The sequence below is a fragment of the Veillonella parvula genome, assembly GCF_040097785.1.
Taxonomy (GTDB): domain Bacteria; phylum Bacillota; class Negativicutes; order Veillonellales; family Veillonellaceae; genus Veillonella; species Veillonella parvula_D.
Window position 1 is genome coordinate 303,476 of the sequence record NZ_JBBNNS010000002.1, and the last position, 20,713, is coordinate 324,188.

A 20,713-nucleotide genomic window follows, 5' to 3' on the forward strand; every position below is an offset into this window, starting at 1 on the left:
GTAACATTTAATGTATTCTGTAATATATACACCAAAAAGGCGATTTTCCAGAAGAAAATCGCCTTTAGTAAATCTAGCTATTATATTATCTGTTAACTAAGATATAAGTTACTTGGATAGGACCATGAGCACCATCTACAGTTACCAATTCGATATCCGCCGTACGGGACGGACCAGAAATCAAGCAGATATTTGTAGGGAACTTAGCTGGATCGTTGTGATACCGTTCAGCCAAATGTTCCATTGTTTGTGTCATGCGAGGGTTGATTGTATCAGTATACAACACAGCAATATGTGTTGTAGGCAACAAGCTAATCGCACGGCCAGAGTCCTCACCAGAAGCTTGTACTACAGTAGCAGTTTCTGCAATACCGCAGTATGGGAATGTAATACCAATATCAGCATTAGCAGTATTAGAAATACATTCTTCACGACCTTTAGCTGGATCCCATTGGAAGTATGTACGAGTGCCACCATTATTAGCTGCATCTTGTTCGAACAATTCTTTTAATTTATATTCTTCTACTTCAGGAGAGCTTGGGAATACAATTTTACCGTTTCCCCAGTCTTCGATAGCTGCAAAAATTGTTTCACCTAGTTTGTCAGGTGTAGTTTCAACGAATTTTGTACCAACACGTTGACATTGTTCCTTAAACATTGTCAAAATTTGATCCCGACTCAAATCTTGGAACATAGTTTCTTGAGGACCATGGCTATAATCAAAGCCTTCTACAAAAGCAGGGCACATTTCTTGATCACGGCCTAATGCACGAGATAAACGTGCAATAAATTGATTACGTTTAGCTACATCCATTATTTTTTCTCCTTCTTCTTGTTCTTTTCATGTTCAGCATATAAATCACGGAATTTCTTGAATTTCAAGGAACCCAACTCTTTAGACTTAGTCCAACCGTTCATAACTGGAATAGCTTGAGTCCATTCAGGCATGTTACCTTCTTTATTACTAATTAAGTTCATACCGATAGCACCAGCTTTTGTGCCAAGATCAAATAATGTTGCATTACCGAACATCTTAGCAGCTGCTGTGAAGATAGCTTCTTCTGCTTTTGGACGAGTCTTTTCAATATCAGCCATGATATGACGGTGCTCCATCAACAATTCATGCAATGGAATAGCTACTGGACAGTTTTCTGTACATGCACCGCATAATGTAGAAGCATATGGAAGATCGCCGGCTACATCGTAACCTTTGAATAATGGAGTCAATACAGCACCCATTGGACCTGGATATACAGAACCATATCCATGACCGGAAACGTGACGGTATACAGGACAGATATTCATACATGCACCACAACGGATACAACGTAGCATTTCTTGGAATGTACCACCCAAGATGCCAGAACGACCGTTATCAATAATGATGATATGAGTTTCTTCAGGACCATCAGCTTCACCAGGACGCGCAGGACCAGTCATCATGGAGAAGTAGTTAGAAATCTTAGAACCTACTGCAGAACGGTTCAACATTTCCATCATAACATCAAGAGCTTTGAAATCAGGAACAATACGTTCTGTACCTAAGAAAATCAATTGAGTCTTAGGAATAGAACTAGCCATACGACCATTACCTTCGTTGGAAACGATTGTACATGTACCAGATTCAGCAACTGCAAAGTTACAACCATTAACACCTACATCAGCTTTTAAGAAGCGCTCACGTACATAACCACGTACAAAGTGAGTCATTTCCGTAGGGTTTTCAGTTCCTGTATAACCTAATTTTTCAGCAAAAATTTCGCGGATTTTGTTACGTTCAAAATGAAGACCTGGTACTACGATGTGAGATGGAGGACTTACTGCAGTTTGCAAAATAAATTCAGCCAAGTCAGTTTCGTTAACTTCAATACCAGCTTCTTCTAATACTTCGTTCAAACCAATTTCTTCAGTTAAGATAGTTTTGGATTTAACGATCATTTTTGCTTCGCGTTGGCGAAGGATATCTAATGCAATTTGAGTCGCTTCTTTGTCATCGAACGCAAAGTGAACTTTAGAACCAGCTTTTTCAGCATTGTCAGCAAATTGACTTACATAGTAATCCAAGTTGTTAAGTACGTGATCGCGAATTTTAGCCGCTTCAGCGCGGAAATCTAACCATTCAGGAACATCCGCAACTACTGTATTACGTTTATCATAAAACACGTCTTGTGCTTTTTTAATAGCTGCAACTTTGAAATCGTCAGCCAAACATTCTTTTATACGTGTTTTATAGGGGCGATTGTCATATATAAGTGCCATGTCGTCTCCTCCTTAACGGCAGTTTAAGATTTCAGCAATATGCATAACTTTGATACGGCGATCAATTTCGCCTTCTTTATGAAGACGATCAAGCATACCAGCGATGTTCATTAAGCACGCTTGGTCAGAACCGGAGATAACGTTGGCACCTGTGCCAGCAATTTCCAATGCTTTTTCGCGTGTCATAACTTCACTGATTTCAGGGTTTTTAACTGAGAAAGTACCGCCGAAACCACAGCAACGATCTGCACGTGGTAATTCAATCAAGTTGATATCTTTAACGTTTTTAAGGAGTTTGAAAGGAGGCTCTTTAATGCCCATCAAACGAGTTACGTGGCAAGATGTATGGTATGTAACGGATTCGTTAAAACGAGCCCCTACATCTTCAACACCTAATACGTCAGTAATAAATTGAGTGAATTCGTAAATTTTACCACTCAATCTTTCTGCGCGCGCCAACCACTCTGGTTGATCTTTTAAGAAATGATGATATTCATCGCGGATTGCAAAAGCGCAAGAACCGGACATGCTGACTACATATTCAGCGTTCTCAAAGCATTCGATTGTATTCTTAATTGCGTCCATAGCCGCGTCATTATAACCGGAGTTAGTGAACATTTGTCCACAACATACTTGTTTCTTAGGTACTACAAGCTCACAACCTAATCTTTCAAGTACTTCTACACCAGCCATACCTACATGAGGGTAGAACATGTCAATCAAACACTGTTGGAAAAGATGAATTTTCATATTATCTTCCTCGTCTTTTCTAGTACTTAACCTAATAAAAAATTTTGATATGTATGTGTTATGGCAATTTTTAGTAGTGAATTTTTCGACTAAATTTCTGCCCTGAACATTACTTATGCTTTCAAATAAATATTCAAAAGCTCATCGCTATAATTATAAATTAATCATGTAGATATTGTCCAAAGAATTGCTATATTCGTATGTACCCTTTTATTTCTTATATCGTTATGACTTTTTGTAATAACAAACATTGAATTTTATCACATCTATTATTTCATTTATCATTTTTTCTTGTAAAAGCCCTATAAAATCTAGATTTTGCGAATGTTTATCATTTTGCATTTTTAACTACTTTTTTAACTACTAGAAAATCAACTTTTATCTATATTTCATTCTATATTTATATAATGGTACTCAAATTTTCAAATTCATGTAAGTTTTATCCTTATAGATTACATTTTCTTATAGTAGTGTATAAATTTAAAAAGTGTTATAATTTATTTTATATAAGTATAGTTTGAAAGGAGCCCTTTTCATGAAACTAAATAAATTATCCTTGTCTTTAGCAATTACATTGGCCCTTGGTTCTACATTCAGCATGGCTCACGCTGAAACAACTGCGACTCATATAAAATCTGAAGTATCTAATGTGGCTACTAGAGCTGAGGTATCTGCTAAAGCGGATGAACACCGTGTTGATACATCTGTTAAAAACGATGCTAAACGTATTGATACATCCGTCAAAAATGATGCTAAACATGGTAGCACAGTTGTAAAACGTGATGCAAAACATGCTGATGCATCCGCTAAAAACGCTGCTAAACGCGCTGATACATCCGTAAAAAACGATACTAAACGCGTTGATACTTCTGTAAAAAATGACGTTAAACGCATTGATACTTCCGTAAAAAATGATGTAAAAGAAGATGCTGCAAAGGTAGAAGGTAAAAAAGTTGTAAAAACTAAAGAAAACTTACCTACTGGTGTATACCCTGACACAAAAGATAACTGGGCTCGCGATGCTATCCAAGCAATGACACAAGCTGGTTACCTTTCTGGTTATGCTGATAATACATTCAAACCTAGTGCACAAATTACTCGTGAACAAGCAGCTGCTATTTATGGCAAAGTGCTACAACACAACTTAAACGAACAAGAATTAGCAGAGATTGCAACAAAAGAATCCTCTACCTCCTACTCTGACGTGGAAGCAGATCGTTGGTCTAGCTCTGCTATCAAATTAGTTAGTGCTGCAGGCGTAATGGACGGCACATCTAAAACAGCTTTCACACCTAGCAAAACTATGGACCGCGAACAATTCGTTGCATCTGCTGCTAGTCTAGCTAAAAAATTGAATCTTTCTACACCTGTAAAAGCAGAAAAAGTAACATTCAAGGACGAAGCTAGCATCTCCTCTGCTTACTTGGCAGATATCCAATACATGGCACAACGAGGCATCGTAGCATCTGGGGCAACAGAAAACTTTAACCCTAAACAACCTGTAACAAGAGCACAAGCGGCAACAATCTTAAATCGTATGCTTAATGGTGCTGGCCTTGCAACACCAAAACACACTACAACTGAAGCTAAAGCTGAAACAGCTGTAAAAGAAGATGCCAAAAAAGCTGATACAGCATTAGAGAAAGATACATCTAAAGTAAGTAAAGACGCTAAAAAAGATGTAGCTAAAGCTGATAAAGCTGTAAAATCTGATGCAAAAAAAGTTGAAAAAGACCTAAAAGGCAATAAAGATGCTGCAGTAGCTGAAAAAGCTGAACCTACTCGTGCCGTTCGCCCTGTTCGTCGCAGCACACTAAAAGCACTTGATCAAAAACAACAAGCTGCATTAGAAGACAAAGTATTTTCTGAATTAAATAAAACTTATAAAACAGAAGATGCATTCCAAAATTATGGCGTAATGTACTGGCGTGACAATCAATTACACGTAGCTTTGAAAACAGACAGCGATATTTCCACAGTAAAAGCTAACCTTGCAAACCGTGGTGATTCTACTGTAAATAACTATGTTGTAGTTGAATCCTCCCAATACAGCCAAGCTGAATACGATGCAATCGATACAAACTTCCGCAACTACTACAACAAAAATGAAAAAGCAGGTACAATTCTAGCTACATTCCCTGATGTAGAAAATAACCAACTTTACGCAGTTGTATCTACAGCATCTAAAGAAACACAACAAGGAATCTCTAAATTATTCGGTTCCAAAGTAAAAATGACAGTAAAACGCTAATCGGCGTTACACTTAACCAGCCAAGGCAGCGTATACTCGACAGTACTACGCTGCTTTGTTGTATATCACTATGCATGCCAACTAATTGACTATGATGCGACGGATATAGCTTTTTATGCTGGTGAAAGTTTATATTCTACGGCTATCAAGCGCTAGCCTTTACCATGATTAGGAAGGATTTTTATGTACAAGAATACCCCTCACGCATTACGTGCCCTCGTACTCGGCACATTATTGACTACAACAGGCCTTGGTTTTGCTTCTGCAAACACAACCACTACAACTCATGCTCCTGCAACTACTGTTGAAGCCACTAAAATGGAAACAACTAAAGCACCAATGGCTAAAACAGATGCTACGAAGATGGAGACTACTAAAACAGAAGCGGCTAACGTTAAATCTACTAATACCGCATCACCTGCAATTGTAAACACCTCTATCGGTACACCTCAAGATATTCAAAAAATCCGCGCCCACATCTTTACAGATGTGCCTAGTGATTTTTGGGCAGCTAACTCGATTAGCACTGTAACAAAAGCAAACCTAATGAAAGGGTATTCTGATGGTACATTCCGACCTAACCAACCTATGACACGTGAAGAAGTAGCAGCGCTCTTCAACAATATTACGGATGATGGTACGGCCGCCTTTTTATCAAGTAAATTTAAAGATATTACATCTGACCGTTGGTCTGCTCTTGCTATTGAATCTGTAGCTCGCAAGAATATCATCAGCGGCTATGGTGATGACACTTATAAACCTGAGAAATATATGTCCCGCCAAGAGTTTGCGGTAGTAGCAGATAACTATATCCATTACTTAGGATATACCACTGAAGACCCAACAGTTCTTGATAATATAGCCTATGGAGACCAAAAATTTGTAGCTCCTTGGGCACAAGATGCCGTTCGCGAGCTTGCCTATCTTGGGTTCACAAACTACGCTCCAGGTACATTGTTTAACCCTGAAAAATATGTAACTCGTGCAGAAGCAGCGGAAATTGCGTACCGCATGACACAAACAGAACAAGCACTTGCCTTCCACAATACATTGTTCAAGCAACAAGTAGAAAACAAAACAGCTAATATCATCGACAAAGCATTAGGCTATGGCAATGATTTCACCAAATTCCGTCAAGACGGAGCTCTATTCTGGGAGGCAGGCCAATTACATGCATCTTTAACGGATCAAAAGAAAACTGACCTTGTTTCCAAAGCGATTACAGAGGCTCATGATCCACAGCTAGATAGAACTGTAGTCGTATCAAAAGGTAAATTAAATCAGGCCCAACTAGAGGAGTATCAATCCGATGCCATCGCCCTTTACCAACAAAAAGAACCTCAAGGAAAGATTCTTTCCATCTCCCCAAATACTGATACAAGTGCCCTTCTCATTACCGTTGATTCTATTCAAAAATCGACATTGAAAGCATTTAAAAAGAAATTCCATGATAATGTATTCTTACAGTTACCACCAGAACCACTTACAAAGTCAGACGGAAACATTCAATTCCCATTACCACCACGCGTAAACTATTATAACGACAAACAATAACATAGACAAAAAAGAACCGCCCCCTTAGGAGCGGTTCTTTTCACAATTAAACAGCTGTTACTATACACACATAATCGAATTTACACAGTTCGATTATTTTTTTGTTACATCATTTTCGCGGTCACGCAAGATACCAACTGGTACATATACCGTACCTGCGCTATGGATTGCATCCACATCTTGTTGCAAGATCATTACAACGGAATAATCATCTGTTGTGTAGAATTCAGTAGGCATTTTATCGATATTTACATCGCCACCTAATTTATCTTTCACATCTTGATTATTATTAATCGCATTCACCAGTTCTTTTTTATTAAGACCACCAAGATCGTACAAGGACAATTGTCGCCCTGTTGTAGTGTTAAATGTGAAGCCTTTTACATAGTTTACACCATTGGCATCATGATCACGCATAGTATATGTGTGAATCAATACGCTGAAAATACCGTTTTTATCTGTTTTAACATCATAGTACATAACTACATTTGTTTTATCAGATTCTTTAGCATTTAACTTTTCTACATCATTTTGTATTTTAGAAACATACTTTTTGATGGTCGTATTGATTGCTTTTTCTACCGCAGGGCTAACAGATTTAACCTCTGGGAATACTAAATCCAAATGATCTGTAGTAGATTCCACAGGTGATACAGCAACCTCTTTACGATCCATATAACGGTCCGCATTTGGAGCTACCACTTCCACTGCATTACGATCTACTTTAGACGCTTTAGAGCGCAACGCACGATTTTGCTCAGGTGTAGCAGTACTAGAAATACGATATGTTAAATCATTACGATTAACACGTTTCGCATTTGTTTGATTTGCTTGTACATTTACAGTATCTTGCGTTACAGGTATTACTTCGCTTGCTGCGAAGGAGACTACTGGCAATGCAGCAGCCATAATGATGAGTACAGACTGTTTTAATTTCATTGTTTAACCTCTTATTGTTCTTGCTCAGCTTTCATAGCAAGAGCTTCTTCTTTATTGAACTTGTGTGTAACAACACGGCGAACAAGATAGAGACCAGCAAATATGAATGCAAGCAATCCTAACCATTGTGCTGTGCTTTCAAATTCAGGACCTACTAATTCAAGTGGAGCTTCCCCACCACCAGTTGTAACAGACAATACAATAATAACAGCTATGATTACACCAATCAAGCTTTCACCAACGATCAGACCAGAAGCAAAGAGAACACCACGGCGGTTGGATTGCTCTACATCGTAGTCAGCAAGCTCACCGGCACGCATTTTAGCACGAGCTACAAGATAACGACCTACGAAGTAGCTGACGAAAGAACCAATAATAAGCGGTACTTCTAAAGTAGGTGGTAAATAAATACCCATACCAACAGCCAATGGAGGCAATGTTAAGGTTGCAGTTGTGCTCTTGAGAATCAAGTTGACGATAATCGCCACAACACCAACGCCAACACCGATTAAGATATAGTCCCAATCCATGCTAGAGTTGAAGATACCTTGTGCAATGGTAGTCATCAAAGTCGCTTGAGGAGCAGATAATGCAGCACTTGGATCCATTTCGGCACGTGGTAACGCACCTGTGAAACCGTATGCTTGGTAAAGTAAGTTAAGAACTGGAGCAATTGCAATGGCACCAGCTACAGACCCAAGTAACAAGGCAATTTGTTGACGCCAAGGTGTAGCACCAACGAGTTGGCCAGTTTTCAAATCTTGTAAATTATCATTAGAAATAGATGCAATCGCAATAACTACGGATGTCATAAAGATAGCCATAGCAGTAGCGAACTGAACACCTTCTTGTGTAGCAAATAAATTATTTTCCGCTGCGATAAAGTATACAACTAAGGAAGAAATAATAGTCGCTAAAATACCGATACCAGAAATTGGAGAAGCAGATGTACCGATAAGGCCTGCCATATAGCCACATGCTGCAGCTACGAAGAAGCCAATCAATAAAGCTACTACGATACCTACTACAACGAGTGTCCACATTAATCCTGCACTAATAGGTACGACAGATACGAAATCCCAGAATGTAAATACTAAACCAATAAGAATAAGTATGAATACACCTAAAACGGATTTTGTACTCATATCTGTATCCATACGATGCAATTCACGTTCTGCGGAACTGCTATTCATGGATTTAACAGAAATTTTCATACCTTCGATGATAGGTTTGATTAAGGTAATCAAAGTCCAAATCGCAGCAATACCAATAGCACCAGCACCGATGAAACGAACTTTAGATTTCCAAATAGCCATTGCAAACTTAGCAGTAGCACCGCCATCTGGAGCAAACATGTTAGTGAAGTAAGGCACGAAGCCAGCCCATGCGATGAGTACACCGACGAGGATAGCGATACCAGAGGCGATACCGATAAGATAACCAGCACCTAACAACGCTGTAGAGAAGCCCAAAGGAATTTGAGTAATCCCTTTACTACCTACAGGGATCCAGAAGCTCATGCTATCGCCAAGCACCTTAAAACCATTTGCACAGAGGCTAATAAGACCAGCTACAAAGCCACCGGACACGATGTCTGTCATACCAGAGCTAGATTGAGGACCTTGTTCACCATTGTGAGAGCCAACCTTCAAAATTTCTGCTGCTGCACGACCTTCAGGATATGGTAGATCGCTATTCACTACCATGGCACGACGCAATGGAATGGTGAATAATACACCTAGAGAGCCACCACAGGCACAGAGCAGGAATGTTTGCCAGAATGGAAAGCCATTCCAATACCCAAGCATGAGTAAACCTGGCAAAATAAAGATAATGGCGGACAATGTACCAGCCGCAGAAGCCTGCGTTTGTACCATGTTATTTTCAAGAACATTAGAATCCTTGAAGAACCGTAAAATTGCCATTGAAATAATAGCTGCCGGAATGGATGACGAGAACGTCAAACCTACCTTCAAACCGAGATATACGTTAGATGCTGTAAAAATAACAGTAATCAATGCACCAAGTAGCATCCCACGTAACGTCAGTTCCGGCAGATGAAGGTCATGGCTCGTAAAGTCATGTTTCATAAGTACTTACCTCCTCTGTGAAATCATAAACTTAAAACAATATACTAAGCTACTTCCATTTTATCGTGTTAAAGCGATGATTTCAATATATATGCGATATTTATAATGTATACATATAAAAGATTATAAATTTAGCTTCCTCCAACAGATATCTTAAAAGGTCTATTCTGTACCCTAAACACTTTATTAGGCGTGGTAGCCCTCCAAAAGCCTCCAAAGCCACCTATCCCGCTCCGTGGGGCCGCTAAGTCATTTTGGGCTATCGTCTTCTCCCTCTCAAATCAGCATTATATAAAACATGTATACAAATTGAATATAAATCATCACATATATATTGTAAGGAGGAGATAGGTGTATATGCGCATTATGCATATACACCTATCAATTATATGAAAATAGAAATCATTCTCTTTTATTCTGTACAAATATACAGGATTTTATATAATTAAAGTACCGACAATAGAGTCGGCATGTCTTTTAAGGAGGTTGTAAACATTATGGAAACAAGAATTGAATATGATTCAATGGGACCAGTCGAAGTCGACGCTAGACGAATTTACGGACCTCAAACGCAACGCTCGTTCAATAACTTTAAGATCGGTGACCACCGTATCCCTATTGAGCAAATCAAAGCGCTTGCGCTTGTAAAAAAAGCATGTGCTTTAACCAATGCAAAGTGTGGCGCAGTAACTGAGGAAAAAGCGAAACTCATCGCTCAAGTAGTAGATGAGATCGTGGACGGCAAATGGGATGAAGAATTTCCATTAACTGTATTCCAAACAGGTTCTGGCACACAAACGAATATGAATGTGAACGAGGTAATCGCTCACCGGGCTAAACAGTTAGATGAAAGCAATCCGCTTCATCCTAACGACGATGTAAACCGCGGCCAAAGTACAAACGATACATTTCCTACGGCAATGCATATCTGTGCGTACTTTGAAATTACAAAACGCGTAATTCCTGCATTGGATGGCCTTATCGGATCTTTTGAAAAATTGCAAGAAAAAGGGAAAGGCTTGCAAAAAGTTGGTCGTACCCATCTACAAGATGCTACTTTCATCATGGTAGACCAAGAAATTAGCGCCTTTGTGGACGGCCTAAAAACTGCCAAAACTATGCTCCTTCAAAATGCTGACCACCTCCTCGACGTAGCACTCGGTGGTACTGCGGTCGGTACAGGTGTAAACACACCTAAGGGCTATCTAGACGTTATGGAAACTGTATTGCCAGAGGTAACAGGTGCTCCATTCCGCGTTAAGAATAACAAATTCCAAGGACTTGCTCTCAAAGATGCATTTATGATGGCTCACGGTGCACTTAACACATTAGCGACTACCCTATTCAAAATCGCTAACGATGTGCGCTTCTTAGGCTCTGGCCCTCGCTGTGGCTACGGCGAATGGCATCTTCCTGAAAACGAACCGGGCTCCTCCATCATGCCAGGCAAGGTAAATCCTACACAATGTGAAGCCTTGACCATGGTATGCGCCCAAGTATTTGGCCATAATACGACTATGACAATCTGTGCAGGTAGCGGTGCATTCCAATTGAACGTATATATGCCTATCATGATTTATGACTTTGTTGAAAGCTGTCGCCTCCTCGCAGATGCGATGAATTCTTTCACAACACACTGTATCGACGGTGTAGAATTCGTACCTGAAAAACTCAACTTCTTCGTAGAACAATCCCTCATGATCGCAACATCCTTAACACCGTACATCGGCTACGATAAGAGCGCTAAAGTTGTAAAAGAAGCGTACAAACGCGGTTGCTCTATTAAAGAAATCATCTTGGAAGAAAAACTCATGACAGAAGACGAATTTGCTGAAGCAGTTCGCATGAAATAAAATCTCTCACATCTCTATGACATATCTGTAACATCCTCTCATACCTCAAATGAACGGAACATAAAAGGACGCTATAGTCTTGAATTCTTCAGTACTACTTATTACTGAAGATTAGACTATAGCGTTCTTTTAAGTTTTATAAGACTAAAAAAATTAGATTGTAATTTTTTGACCTAATAAAGCTTCTAACCCTTTGAAAACTTTAATAATATTAACGTATCCTTCTTGAACAGCATTTGCGTTATATGGAGGTCTGTAATCATTTGCTTTTGTATTTATTACCATATTTCTAAAAATTTCTTGGTCATGTATAGAGAAATCATTAAATGATGTATAAATAACTAGTGTACTACCATAGGCTTTTCTCATATCATCTATTGTATCATCAGCATAACTTAACTTTTCACCGTCTCCTTTTTGATTATAAAAACTATCATTGGGCAGTTTCTCTATATAACCTATAAATGGAATATTCAATATTTTTGTGAACCCTCCAGCCCCATAAACATATATAAAAGGAAAGTGTGTTTCATAAGAAAAGACATAACCTTCTATTCCTACTCTTTTCCAATTATCCCGTAATGCCATATTAAATTGATACGGCCATTCATATCGTCCTAAAGCCCAATTCATTGTACCGTCTAAATCAAAATTATAGAACCAACAAAAAGGAAATAAAATTAGAATAGTAATAAGAATCTTTTTAAATGTCCACATTTCTAAATACAATACCCCTTTTATTTGGTAACCCTTAATCCTCTATAGTCACATAAGCTGTGTATTCATTAGCACGGCCAATGCTATAATGAAAATCGCCTGTTTTGTATTTAACAGTTCATAGGTTTCGTTAAATGTATCATTCTTAAACGCCTGTATTAGCAGTATTTCTTGTTTACTAAGTTCCAGGTATAAATCTAAATGGCATCCAATTGCCACTAGTATTGCTATTTTGAGATATCTCTTATATATATCCGCTGTCATATCGTAGATTAGAGAGATATCAAATAGCATAAGCACAATAATACATATAAGGATTTTATAAATAAAGGATTTACTATACATTAATGTATACCTATAGTGAGTTTGTCTTTCAAACTAAGCTACTCCATCAAAGAATGTAATAACCGTAATTTCTCGTGGACAGTTGATACGAATTGGGAACCAGTGTCCTGTGCCGTTATTAACGTAGCATACGCTTTGTTCTTCTACATAGCGACCTTTTGTATATGGTGTGCCTGTTGGTACTAACGGCATACCCATAAATACGATTTGACCTCCGTGGGTATGTCCAGATAGAGTCAACGGAATCTTTCGTTCAATAGATTCTTCGAAGAATTCAGGGTGATGAGCCAATAGGATAACAAAGGCATAGTCTGGAATTCCAGATAAAGCCTTATCAATCATAGCTTCACGCTTTTCTTTTTCCCGATCGTTATCGTACGCAACGCCCGCAATATATACAGGTTGTTTGCCCCCCATGATTTGAATATTACTATTCACAAGAATATTCATAGGTGTATTTCGTTTAAGTGAATCCAGCACCTTATTTACATCGTGATGATACTCGTGATTTCCCAAGATAAAGTCAACCCCATCTGGGATTTGTTTTGCAAAGGTTGTCAGTCTTTCACAGACTTGCGGCAACCATGCAAGCTTATCAATGAGGTCACCAGTGATAACAACGCGATTAGGCTTTTGTAAAAGCGCTAGTTTCAGGATTTCATCAAAGTCATCTAAGTCGATACTCGGACCTATATGAATATCACTAAGTTGAACAATTTTATAGTTTTTCAAACCAGGTGGTAGATTCGTGTAGCCAAAGCTTTCATGCGTTACTACTACCTCTTGTTGACCTGCAAAGGCAGCATAGCTAGAACCACCGATAGTAGCCAACGGCACTATAGTTGCAGCAGTTCTAAAGAAAGCACGACGACCCGTTCTATTTTCCTCTGGTGTTTTGCTCCAAATCTTATTAATTGTCCAATATAATAGACTAAGTATGATAAATACAGGAATCGCTAGGAATACGCCAAAGAGGAATCCATAGCTTTCAGTACGGAACATATTCATCAAAGGATAGTACATCGTACCATATAAATCCACTTGATTGAGTATATAGTATCGGATAGCCGCGAACCACGCACCGATAATGATGATATAGCCCACCCAGGCAGGCCATTTCTTTTTAGGCTTCCACAAGTTGAGGAATAGAGTCCAAAATCCTACCAGACCTATTGCGAGGATGGCAGAAAAAATGATATTAAATAGAATTCTCATTCATTGCTCCTACAAATTACTTTGCGATTTCCGTCAGTTTACCATGAGGTCCCGCCCAAGCATAGTCGGAGAACTCATCGCGCTTGATGAGCATCCAGTCCTTTGGCAATTGCTGTTGGATATCTGCAATCAATATATTATTAGCGTCCCCTGTGTACGTTAAATCACCGCGGAATGCTTTCATAAACCATTTTCGGTGAGAGAAAATATGTGTTATTTCTTTCACAAGTACTGGTTGCAAAGATAACTCAAAGCCAAGGGCCTGAACTAATTCCTCAAGGCCTCGTTCTCCGTCCTCAAAGGCAGATACCATTTCCACAGATGGGAATTCCCACATGGATCGTAAGAGTCCACGGTTCGGCCGTTTATGCAATAAATAATAGCCTTTATACTGCAAGATCCCCACGAATAAAGGCACCTCTACTACCTTTGTTTTCTTGATACGCACAGGTAGTTTATCTGTATCCTTATGTTGGTATGCTTCGCACATATTTACAATAGGACATTCGCCACAGCGGGGTGTCTTTGGAATACATACGGCAGACCCAAAGTCCATCAAGGCTTGGTTAAAGTCGCCAGGTCGATCGTGAGGCAAAGTCTCCTCTACGATAGCCGTAATAGCCTTTTTACCTTTAGTGCTCAAAATATCATCAAAGATGCGATACAACCGAGCATAGATGCGCAACACATTACCATCTACAGCCACCTCTGGTTCGTTGTACGCCATGGACAGCACAGCCCCTGCTGTATAAGAACCTACGCCCTTTAAGGACTCCATGGTCTTACGATCATGAGGCACGATACCGCCGTAATTTTCAACGACGTCCTTTACGCCAAGACGCAAGTTACGAGCACGACTATAATAACCAAGCCCTTGCCATGCGTGAACCACCTCATCTTCGGAGGCCTTTGCCAAATCCTCCAAGGTTGGAAATAGACGCATCCAGTTATCATAATAGGGCTTCATCGCCTCAATGCGCGTCTGTTGGCTCATCACCTCGGACACCCAAATCTTATAAGGGTCCCCACAATCGCGCCACGGCAACTCCCGTTTATGTACATCATACCACGCCAATAGCTGTGGCACCCACTTTGGGTTCTTTTTATCAGTCATATTACCTCAATATATTATAAATTTAGGAGCCTAGTACCACTTTCACGGCTACATAGTCCCTATTTTATACTCCAATACCCACCAGATAACGATTTTAACGTTAAATTGTAACAAATCGTACATTCATCATCCATTAATATACAGATCGATGCGCGCCAAGTGTTCGCTTTCAAGAACAGTATCAACAGTGGTCAAATCCATCTTATCCACCATATTATTATCTCGTCCAAACACAATAGGTCCTTTTAATTTCTTACCTTCTAACAACATCGGCAACCATCTGCGGTCACCATCCCACATATGTCCATAAGGAATTTGATTCGGTTCTAGCCAATGAGGCTCCATTTCGTCTGTTTCCTCTACATTGCCTGTGAAAGCACGCAAGAAATACACATAACTCACGTGCGTTAAGCTTTCATCAAAAGGAAATTGAAAATCAAAAGCCGCGACACATTCTAAGTCTTCAGGGGTCCCCTGAAGGCCAGATTCCTCATAGAGTTCGCGAATGGCACACTCTCGGAAGCTTTCACCATCATCTAGTTTACCACCGAAACCATTATATTTATCAGCCCCAAAACCACGCTTCTTACGCCCTAACAATATACGATTTTGTTCATCAATGGGAAATACGAGCGTCGTTGGTTTCATAGGGCCTCCTTAGTCACAAAAATAACACATTATTATTATACCATTATTTCATGTACGAATGTGCTAGTTGTGGTATGATTAAGAGTATAGAATTTCTTACAAGGGAGGAGGCACATGATGAACAAACCACTTAGATTTAATATCGAATTAGGACGGACAAAGCCCGTCAATATTCGCAATGAACAAGTGCGTTGTCCCTTCTGTGATCGTTCCAAATTAACGGATATTCTCGATACATCAGGTCATATTATATGGCTCATGAACAAGTATCCTGTATTAGAAAAAACTTGGCCTACCGTCATCATTGAAACGGAAACCGACGAAGGCGAATTTTCCACCTTACCTACAGATGAAGCCGCCCATATTCTCCAATTTGGTCTCGATAAATGGCGCGAAACTCGTCAGCGTAAAGAGTTTAAATCCGTACTGTTCTTCAAGAATTATGGCTATATGTCCGGTGGCTCTATTCGCCATCCTCACAGCCAAATCATAGGCCTTGAGAATTACGATTACCATAAAGATATTACGGTGCAAAATATGGAGGGTTGGCTCTTACACGAGGATCAAGATGTACGCATCACCTTGTCTACCCATCCGATTATCGGGTTCTTTGAGTACAATATTCGCTTTAAACCAGATACACCGGTTCGTGCTGTAGCCCTTCGCCTACAGCAAATTTTGCGCTATGTATTGCATAGTGTAGCAAACTTTAGCCAGTCCTATAATTACTTCGTATATAATCTTGAGGACGGCTATGATTACATCAAAGTAGTGGCGCGCTATGTAACGACGCCCCTCTATGTAGGATACAAAATTCCACAAACTTGCGATGAGGGACGAGCTGCTAAAATCAAGCACGATATTACGCCTTATTTTCAAGCTACTAAATAGCGCTAACCATAGACCGTACATAATTTGATAGATAATTTTATATATGGTTTAACCATACATATTTGAAAGGATTTTTATGAAAGTATTTGCCATCGGCGACCTCCATCTATCTGGCAATCCTCCTACAAAGCCGATGGATATTTTTGGTCCTCACTGGAATGATCACTGGGCCCGCATCAAAGAGCATTGGAATGCCAATGTAAGCGATGAAGATATCGTCTTTCTCGTAGGTGACATGAGCTGGGCTCTCCGCCTTGAAGAAGCGGCCTGCGATTTACAAGAAATTGCATCTCTACCTGGTAAAAAATATATGATTCGCGGCAACCATGATTATTGGTGGGCATCGGCAAACAAGATGCATAATCTCATGGGAGACGCTATTACCTTTATACAAGGTCACGGCACCGCAGAACTCATCCAAACCGAAGAAGGTCCGCGCCTTATTGCATTCGGAGGAACGCGTGCCTACCTTTGTCCTGGAGACTCCCACTTTTCCCCAGAAACGGACCAATCCATTTACGATAGAGAAGTGATGCGTACTGAAGCGGCACTTCAAGAAATGGATAAGGCAATACATAAAGTACTTGAAGAACTCAGGACGGAAACAAAGGTCTGTATAACAGAATCATCCGGTTCTAAAAAGTCCTATTCATCAACACCTGATTCTATTATAGATATAGAGACTATTCCTATAACAAAGTTATTGTTGCTACATTACCCTCCATTCAACGAGTCCAACGCTCCTTCGGGCTTTACGGACCTCATGGAGCAATATAAGGTAGATATCTGCATCTTTGGCCACTTACACGATCAAATTTCCTTTAACCGGATTCCAAAGGAATTTGGTACGACAAAACTAGAATTGGTATCTGCAGACTATCTAGACTTCAAACTAAAGCAAATTATTTAAGGAGAGACCATGAGTCGCATTCACAAAGAACATTTACAAGCCGGCTATATTTTTGGTGACACCGTCAACCAAGAATATATATACTTACCTTCTGGTGAGGTGGGCACGGAGCATCCGTTAGCTGTCCTAGAAACACCAACGAAGCGCGAAGATATTACATTGGACGAAGCCGTCCATATGATTGATACCCTAACGCTAAAACGTTGTAGCCACCCTACACTAGGTAAAAAATCATTTTAATAACGTATTTAATAATGCAATCAATTGAACAAAGGAGGCCGTTTATCACAGCCTCCTTTGTTTTTTCTTTAGTTTATACAAGAACTATTTTGTTGTCTTCCTTTTAGTTTAAAAGGTTAATTCATGACAAGTAATTACTTCGCATTACGCTCGATATGACTACCATAAACATCTCTGTAATCATTAGTTTGCTTATTGTCTTTATTGTTTACACGAAGTCGTTCTACCTTATGACGATCATTGTCTTTACCAGAGATTCGATCCACACGAATGCGATCCAAGTCACGAAGACGAGCCAATTCAGGATTAAATTCGTTAATCGCACGCCCCATTTTACCATCAATTGGAGCACCCAATTGTAAAGCACGGTAAATGATCGCAGCATACTCATAACGAGTCATCGTACGATCGCCTTTAAATTCGCCATCAGGATAACCTTCAACAAGACCTTTATCAGCCAAGTCTTTTACATATTCATAAGCCCAATGATTAGCCGGTACATCAGGGAAGTTCACATCTTTCTTGTCATACTGAGGTGCCATTCCCATGGATACCTTCATTTGTTGAATCTCTACATTTTGGGCTTTTACAATGGCCTTTAAGTCTTGAACCTCTTTAGCCAAAGCTACTCTAGAAGTAGATACACCATTTTTTTGACCTAATTTCAATGAAACGCCGGCATTGACCATGTTTTCACCGTTACCCATGGATCCAGCTACGCTGAACATAGTGTCTTCATTTGGTCTGTAGAAAGCACCTAATGCCATCGCATTTTCACCGGCATAGTTACCGTAACCAGCCGCAAAATTCCATTTATCATCAGGATCAAAATCCAATGGATGAATAGCCGCTAATGCAGCCGCACCAGCACCAACTTTTCCTATTTTGCTATTTAATAGGTTCACACCATTACTAATACCGCTAGTAGCTTGATACAATTGGCTACCGTTAACGGCATCTTTAGATGTAGCGGATACTTCACCATCGGCTACATTAGTGATTTTATTGCCACCATTATTTAGACCTTTATTGTCCAAAGAAACATTACCAAATTTAACTTTATCTACAGATACTTTGTAATCAGTACCACCAGCAGCATTTGTGCTTGTAGTTACAGTTACATTATTACCTGCAGAAATGCTAGTATGTTTTTTAGCTTCTTTTAATGCTTCTGTGGCTAAAGTCTTATTATATTCAATACGACGTTCATGACTTTCGATACGCTCACTATGATTTTCAATTCGAGCATCATGATTATCAACACGATTATCTAAATAATCTAAACGCTTATCTTGATTGTCAATACGTTTTTCTTGATTATTCATACGTTCAGTTTGATTTTTTAATTGAATGTCATGATTTTGAATTTGATCTTCATGACGAAGTAAATCAGCATCTTGACGAAGATTTTCTTTAGTTAAACGAGTAATTTGATTATCATGATTTACAATTAATTTATTATGTTTTTCTAATTCTTGACTATGTCCATTTAAAATATCTTCATGTTTTTGTAAGACATCTGTATGATCTTTTAATTTTCGTTCATTGTCGGCAATTTTTTCTTTATTTTTATCGATTTCATTAATATTATTTTGAATTAATGTATTGTGATTATTAAGAATTCCGCCCACTGTATTTGCTACTGCATATAATTGACTACCATTTATAGCATCCGTGCTATCAGAAGATACTTTCCCAGATGCTACATTAATCACCTGACGTTCTTTACCAGATGCACCAACACTCGTAACGCCGTTACGAGCTGACCCTACCCCAGCAAAGCCGGAATAGTTGATACCATTTATATTAGCTTGTGTTTCTGTTGTGGCAGCTCTATCGGTAGATGCATTGCCTAAGAGAACACTATTTCCTTGTGTTGACGTCACATTACTGCCCAGTACATATGTATTTGCTTGCGCTACGTTATTTCTAACCCCAAAAGCGCCAGAATCAATGCCAGAAACAGAATTACTGCTACCAATTCCAACTCCACTACGTGCAGTAATCGTATTACCTGAACCTACTGCAACAGCATTTGCAGCACCAGCATTAGCATTATTACCTACAGCAGTTGCACTCTCTTCAGCTTTTGCATTATATCCAACGGCTACTGAACGATTTCCCTTTGCTCTAGCATCATTACCATATGCTGAAGAGAAATTACCAGATGCCTCAGCATTAAAGCCAGTAGCGGTACTTGAAATACCACTAGCCTTTGTACTATTGCCAACCGCTGTAGAAGCTTCAGCAGATGCTTTAGCGGATGAACCAAAGGCATTTGAATTACGCCCTGAAGAAACTGATCCATGGCCTATTGCAGTAGCATTTTCACCTTCTGCTCGTGCACTCCGACCAATAGCATTGGTATTATTAGCAGTTGCCTGTGCACTTCGTCCGATAGCTAGTGAAGTCTCACCAGATGCGGTAGAAGACTGTCCTACAGCAGTTGAATATGAACCGGATACCGTATTTCTGAAACCTACTGCTAAACTATGGTCACTGGTAACCGTGTTTTCATCACCAAAGTGACGTGAATACTCTGTCGGATTTCCTTGTGCTTCTACATGTAATACAGTTCCCGTGCCTAACGCAAGTAGTATTGCCAATGATAATGCAACTTGTTTGCTTTTCATCGTTTACTATTCCTCCCTACATCTAAAATTATAAATACAACGGATAATATATTATCATTTATAATATATATTCAACAAAACTCAGCATAAAATATGTCCATTATTAACTAATGTATTATCATTATCCTTAACTATTATTGTACTTTAAATATTAAATGAAGTAAACGAATTTTTTAACAAAATAGATAAAATTATCAATTTTATCTATAAATAAAAATTCTATCAAATTCATCATACTATAAATTAATAGCATAATAACAATATAAGGAGATAAGATTTATCTTATCTCCTTATATTGGCTATA

16 protein-coding genes are annotated in these 20,713 nt (G+C 39.1%); 6 read left to right on the top strand and 10 right to left on the bottom strand.

Translation table 11 applies throughout. From position 1 onward, the window contains the following. Positions 1-85 precede the first annotated feature (85 nt). The 3 genes from AAA071_RS05470 to AAA071_RS05480 are packed head-to-tail and all read right to left on the bottom strand — an operon-like array spanning position 86 to position 3,009. Positions 86-814: a LutC/YkgG family protein gene (locus AAA071_RS05470; RefSeq protein ID WP_004698205.1), complete on the bottom strand. Its 729-nt coding sequence runs from the start codon at positions 812-814 to the stop codon at positions 86-88. Then, on the bottom strand, positions 814-2,259 hold the full coding sequence (locus tag AAA071_RS05475) for a LutB/LldF family L-lactate oxidation iron-sulfur protein (protein ID WP_004694882.1): 1,446 nt from the start codon (positions 2,257-2,259) through the stop codon (positions 814-816). Before AAA071_RS05475 ends, AAA071_RS05470 begins: the two co-directional genes overlap by 1 nt. 12 nt (positions 2,260-2,271) lie before the next feature. Continuing rightward, positions 2,272-3,009, bottom strand: a complete 738-nt coding sequence (locus AAA071_RS05480) for a (Fe-S)-binding protein (protein ID WP_004698263.1) — start codon at positions 3,007-3,009, stop codon at positions 2,272-2,274. Positions 3,010-3,544: 535 nt separating this feature from the next. On the opposite strand from AAA071_RS05480, the gene AAA071_RS05485 reads away from it, so the two are divergent. Continuing rightward, the gene (locus AAA071_RS05485; protein WP_302131983.1) at positions 3,545-5,260 is read left to right on the top strand and encodes an S-layer homology domain-containing protein; all 1,716 of its coding nucleotides are present in this window, start codon (positions 3,545-3,547) and stop codon (positions 5,258-5,260) included. A 183-nt stretch (positions 5,261-5,443) separates the two neighbouring features. Further along, complete coding sequence (locus tag AAA071_RS05490; RefSeq protein WP_004698262.1) at positions 5,444-6,814, top strand: S-layer homology domain-containing protein; 1,371 nt, start codon at positions 5,444-5,446, stop codon at positions 6,812-6,814. Between the two features lie 93 nt (positions 6,815-6,907). Here the strand turns inward: AAA071_RS05490 and AAA071_RS05495 are convergent, their stop codons facing one another. Beyond that, positions 6,908-7,753: a polysaccharide deacetylase family protein gene (locus AAA071_RS05495; RefSeq protein WP_004694875.1), complete on the bottom strand. Its 846-nt coding sequence runs from the start codon at positions 7,751-7,753 to the stop codon at positions 6,908-6,910. A gap of 11 nt (positions 7,754-7,764) precedes the next feature. Then, on the bottom strand, positions 7,765-9,843 hold the full coding sequence (locus AAA071_RS05500; protein WP_349234065.1) for an OPT family oligopeptide transporter: 2,079 nt from the start codon (positions 9,841-9,843) through the stop codon (positions 7,765-7,767). A 497-nt stretch (positions 9,844-10,340) separates the two neighbouring features. On the opposite strand from AAA071_RS05500, the gene AAA071_RS05505 reads away from it, so the two are divergent. Beyond that, entirely contained in the window at positions 10,341-11,696 is a 1,356-nt protein-coding gene (locus AAA071_RS05505; RefSeq protein ID WP_287531264.1) for a class II fumarate hydratase, read from the top strand. Positions 11,697-11,849: 153 nt separating this feature from the next. On the opposite strand, the gene AAA071_RS05510 is transcribed toward AAA071_RS05505, so the two are convergent. From AAA071_RS05510 to AAA071_RS05525, 4 genes are all read right to left on the bottom strand, one after another. Continuing rightward, positions 11,850-12,413 (bottom strand): hypothetical protein, encoded by a 564-nt coding sequence (locus tag AAA071_RS05510; RefSeq protein WP_349234066.1) that lies wholly within the window; start codon positions 12,411-12,413, stop codon positions 11,850-11,852. Positions 12,414-12,791: 378 nt separating this feature from the next. Next, entirely contained in the window at positions 12,792-13,973 is a 1,182-nt protein-coding gene (locus AAA071_RS05515) for a metallophosphoesterase (RefSeq protein ID WP_316604386.1), read from the bottom strand. A 16-nt stretch (positions 13,974-13,989) separates the two neighbouring features. After that, positions 13,990-15,087 carry an A/G-specific adenine glycosylase gene (mutY, locus tag AAA071_RS05520; RefSeq protein WP_323726773.1) on the bottom strand — a complete coding sequence of 366 codons (1,098 nt, stop codon included), beginning with the start codon at positions 15,085-15,087 and terminating at the stop codon, positions 13,990-13,992. 126 nt (positions 15,088-15,213) lie between these two features. Continuing rightward, positions 15,214-15,735, bottom strand: a complete 522-nt coding sequence (locus AAA071_RS05525) for an 8-oxo-dGTP diphosphatase (RefSeq protein ID WP_314932702.1) — start codon at positions 15,733-15,735, stop codon at positions 15,214-15,216. A gap of 117 nt (positions 15,736-15,852) precedes the next feature. On the opposite strand from AAA071_RS05525, the gene AAA071_RS05530 reads away from it, so the two are divergent. The 3 genes from AAA071_RS05530 to AAA071_RS05540 all read left to right on the top strand — a co-directional run bounded on the left by AAA071_RS05530 (position 15,853) and on the right by AAA071_RS05540 (position 17,776). After that, positions 15,853-16,626: a DUF4931 domain-containing protein gene (locus AAA071_RS05530; RefSeq protein WP_323726793.1), complete on the top strand. Its 774-nt coding sequence runs from the start codon at positions 15,853-15,855 to the stop codon at positions 16,624-16,626. A gap of 76 nt (positions 16,627-16,702) precedes the next feature. After that, entirely contained in the window at positions 16,703-17,536 is an 834-nt protein-coding gene (locus tag AAA071_RS05535) for a metallophosphoesterase (RefSeq protein WP_287508120.1), read from the top strand. Between the two features lie 9 nt (positions 17,537-17,545). Beyond that, entirely contained in the window at positions 17,546-17,776 is a 231-nt protein-coding gene (locus tag AAA071_RS05540; protein WP_004694858.1) for a hypothetical protein, read from the top strand. 134 nt (positions 17,777-17,910) lie between these two features. On the opposite strand, the gene AAA071_RS05545 is transcribed toward AAA071_RS05540, so the two are convergent. Beyond that, the gene (locus AAA071_RS05545) at positions 17,911-20,409 is read right to left on the bottom strand and encodes an S-layer homology domain-containing protein (RefSeq protein WP_349234067.1); all 2,499 of its coding nucleotides are present in this window, start codon (positions 20,407-20,409) and stop codon (positions 17,911-17,913) included. Between the last annotated feature and the right edge of the window lie 304 nt (positions 20,410-20,713).

Coding starts and splice junctions, on each gene's coding strand:
- AAA071_RS05500 (WP_349234065.1), bottom strand. CDS start 9,843: ATGAAACATGACTTTACGAGCCATGACCTTCATCTGCCGGAACTGACG.
- AAA071_RS05515 (WP_316604386.1), bottom strand. CDS start 13,973: ATGAGAATTCTATTTAATATCATTTTTTCTGCCATCCTCGCAATAGGT.
- AAA071_RS05505 (WP_287531264.1), top strand. CDS start 10,341: ATGGAAACAAGAATTGAATATGATTCAATGGGACCAGTCGAAGTCGAC.
- AAA071_RS05540 (WP_004694858.1), top strand. CDS start 17,546: ATGAGTCGCATTCACAAAGAACATTTACAAGCCGGCTATATTTTTGGT.
- AAA071_RS05545 (WP_349234067.1), bottom strand. CDS start 20,409: ATGAAAAGCAAACAAGTTGCATTATCATTGGCAATACTACTTGCGTTA.
- AAA071_RS05535 (WP_287508120.1), top strand. CDS start 16,703: ATGAAAGTATTTGCCATCGGCGACCTCCATCTATCTGGCAATCCTCCT.
- AAA071_RS05485 (WP_302131983.1), top strand. CDS start 3,545: ATGAAACTAAATAAATTATCCTTGTCTTTAGCAATTACATTGGCCCTT.
- AAA071_RS05510 (WP_349234066.1), bottom strand. CDS start 12,413: ATGTGGACATTTAAAAAGATTCTTATTACTATTCTAATTTTATTTCCT.
- AAA071_RS05475 (WP_004694882.1), bottom strand. CDS start 2,259: ATGGCACTTATATATGACAATCGCCCCTATAAAACACGTATAAAAGAA.
- AAA071_RS05495 (WP_004694875.1), bottom strand. CDS start 7,753: ATGAAATTAAAACAGTCTGTACTCATCATTATGGCTGCTGCATTGCCA.
- mutY (WP_323726773.1), bottom strand. CDS start 15,087: ATGACTGATAAAAAGAACCCAAAGTGGGTGCCACAGCTATTGGCGTGG.
- AAA071_RS05530 (WP_323726793.1), top strand. CDS start 15,853: ATGAACAAACCACTTAGATTTAATATCGAATTAGGACGGACAAAGCCC.
- AAA071_RS05470 (WP_004698205.1), bottom strand. CDS start 814: ATGGATGTAGCTAAACGTAATCAATTTATTGCACGTTTATCTCGTGCA.
- AAA071_RS05490 (WP_004698262.1), top strand. CDS start 5,444: ATGTACAAGAATACCCCTCACGCATTACGTGCCCTCGTACTCGGCACA.
- AAA071_RS05480 (WP_004698263.1), bottom strand. CDS start 3,009: ATGAAAATTCATCTTTTCCAACAGTGTTTGATTGACATGTTCTACCCT.
- AAA071_RS05525 (WP_314932702.1), bottom strand. CDS start 15,735: ATGAAACCAACGACGCTCGTATTTCCCATTGATGAACAAAATCGTATA.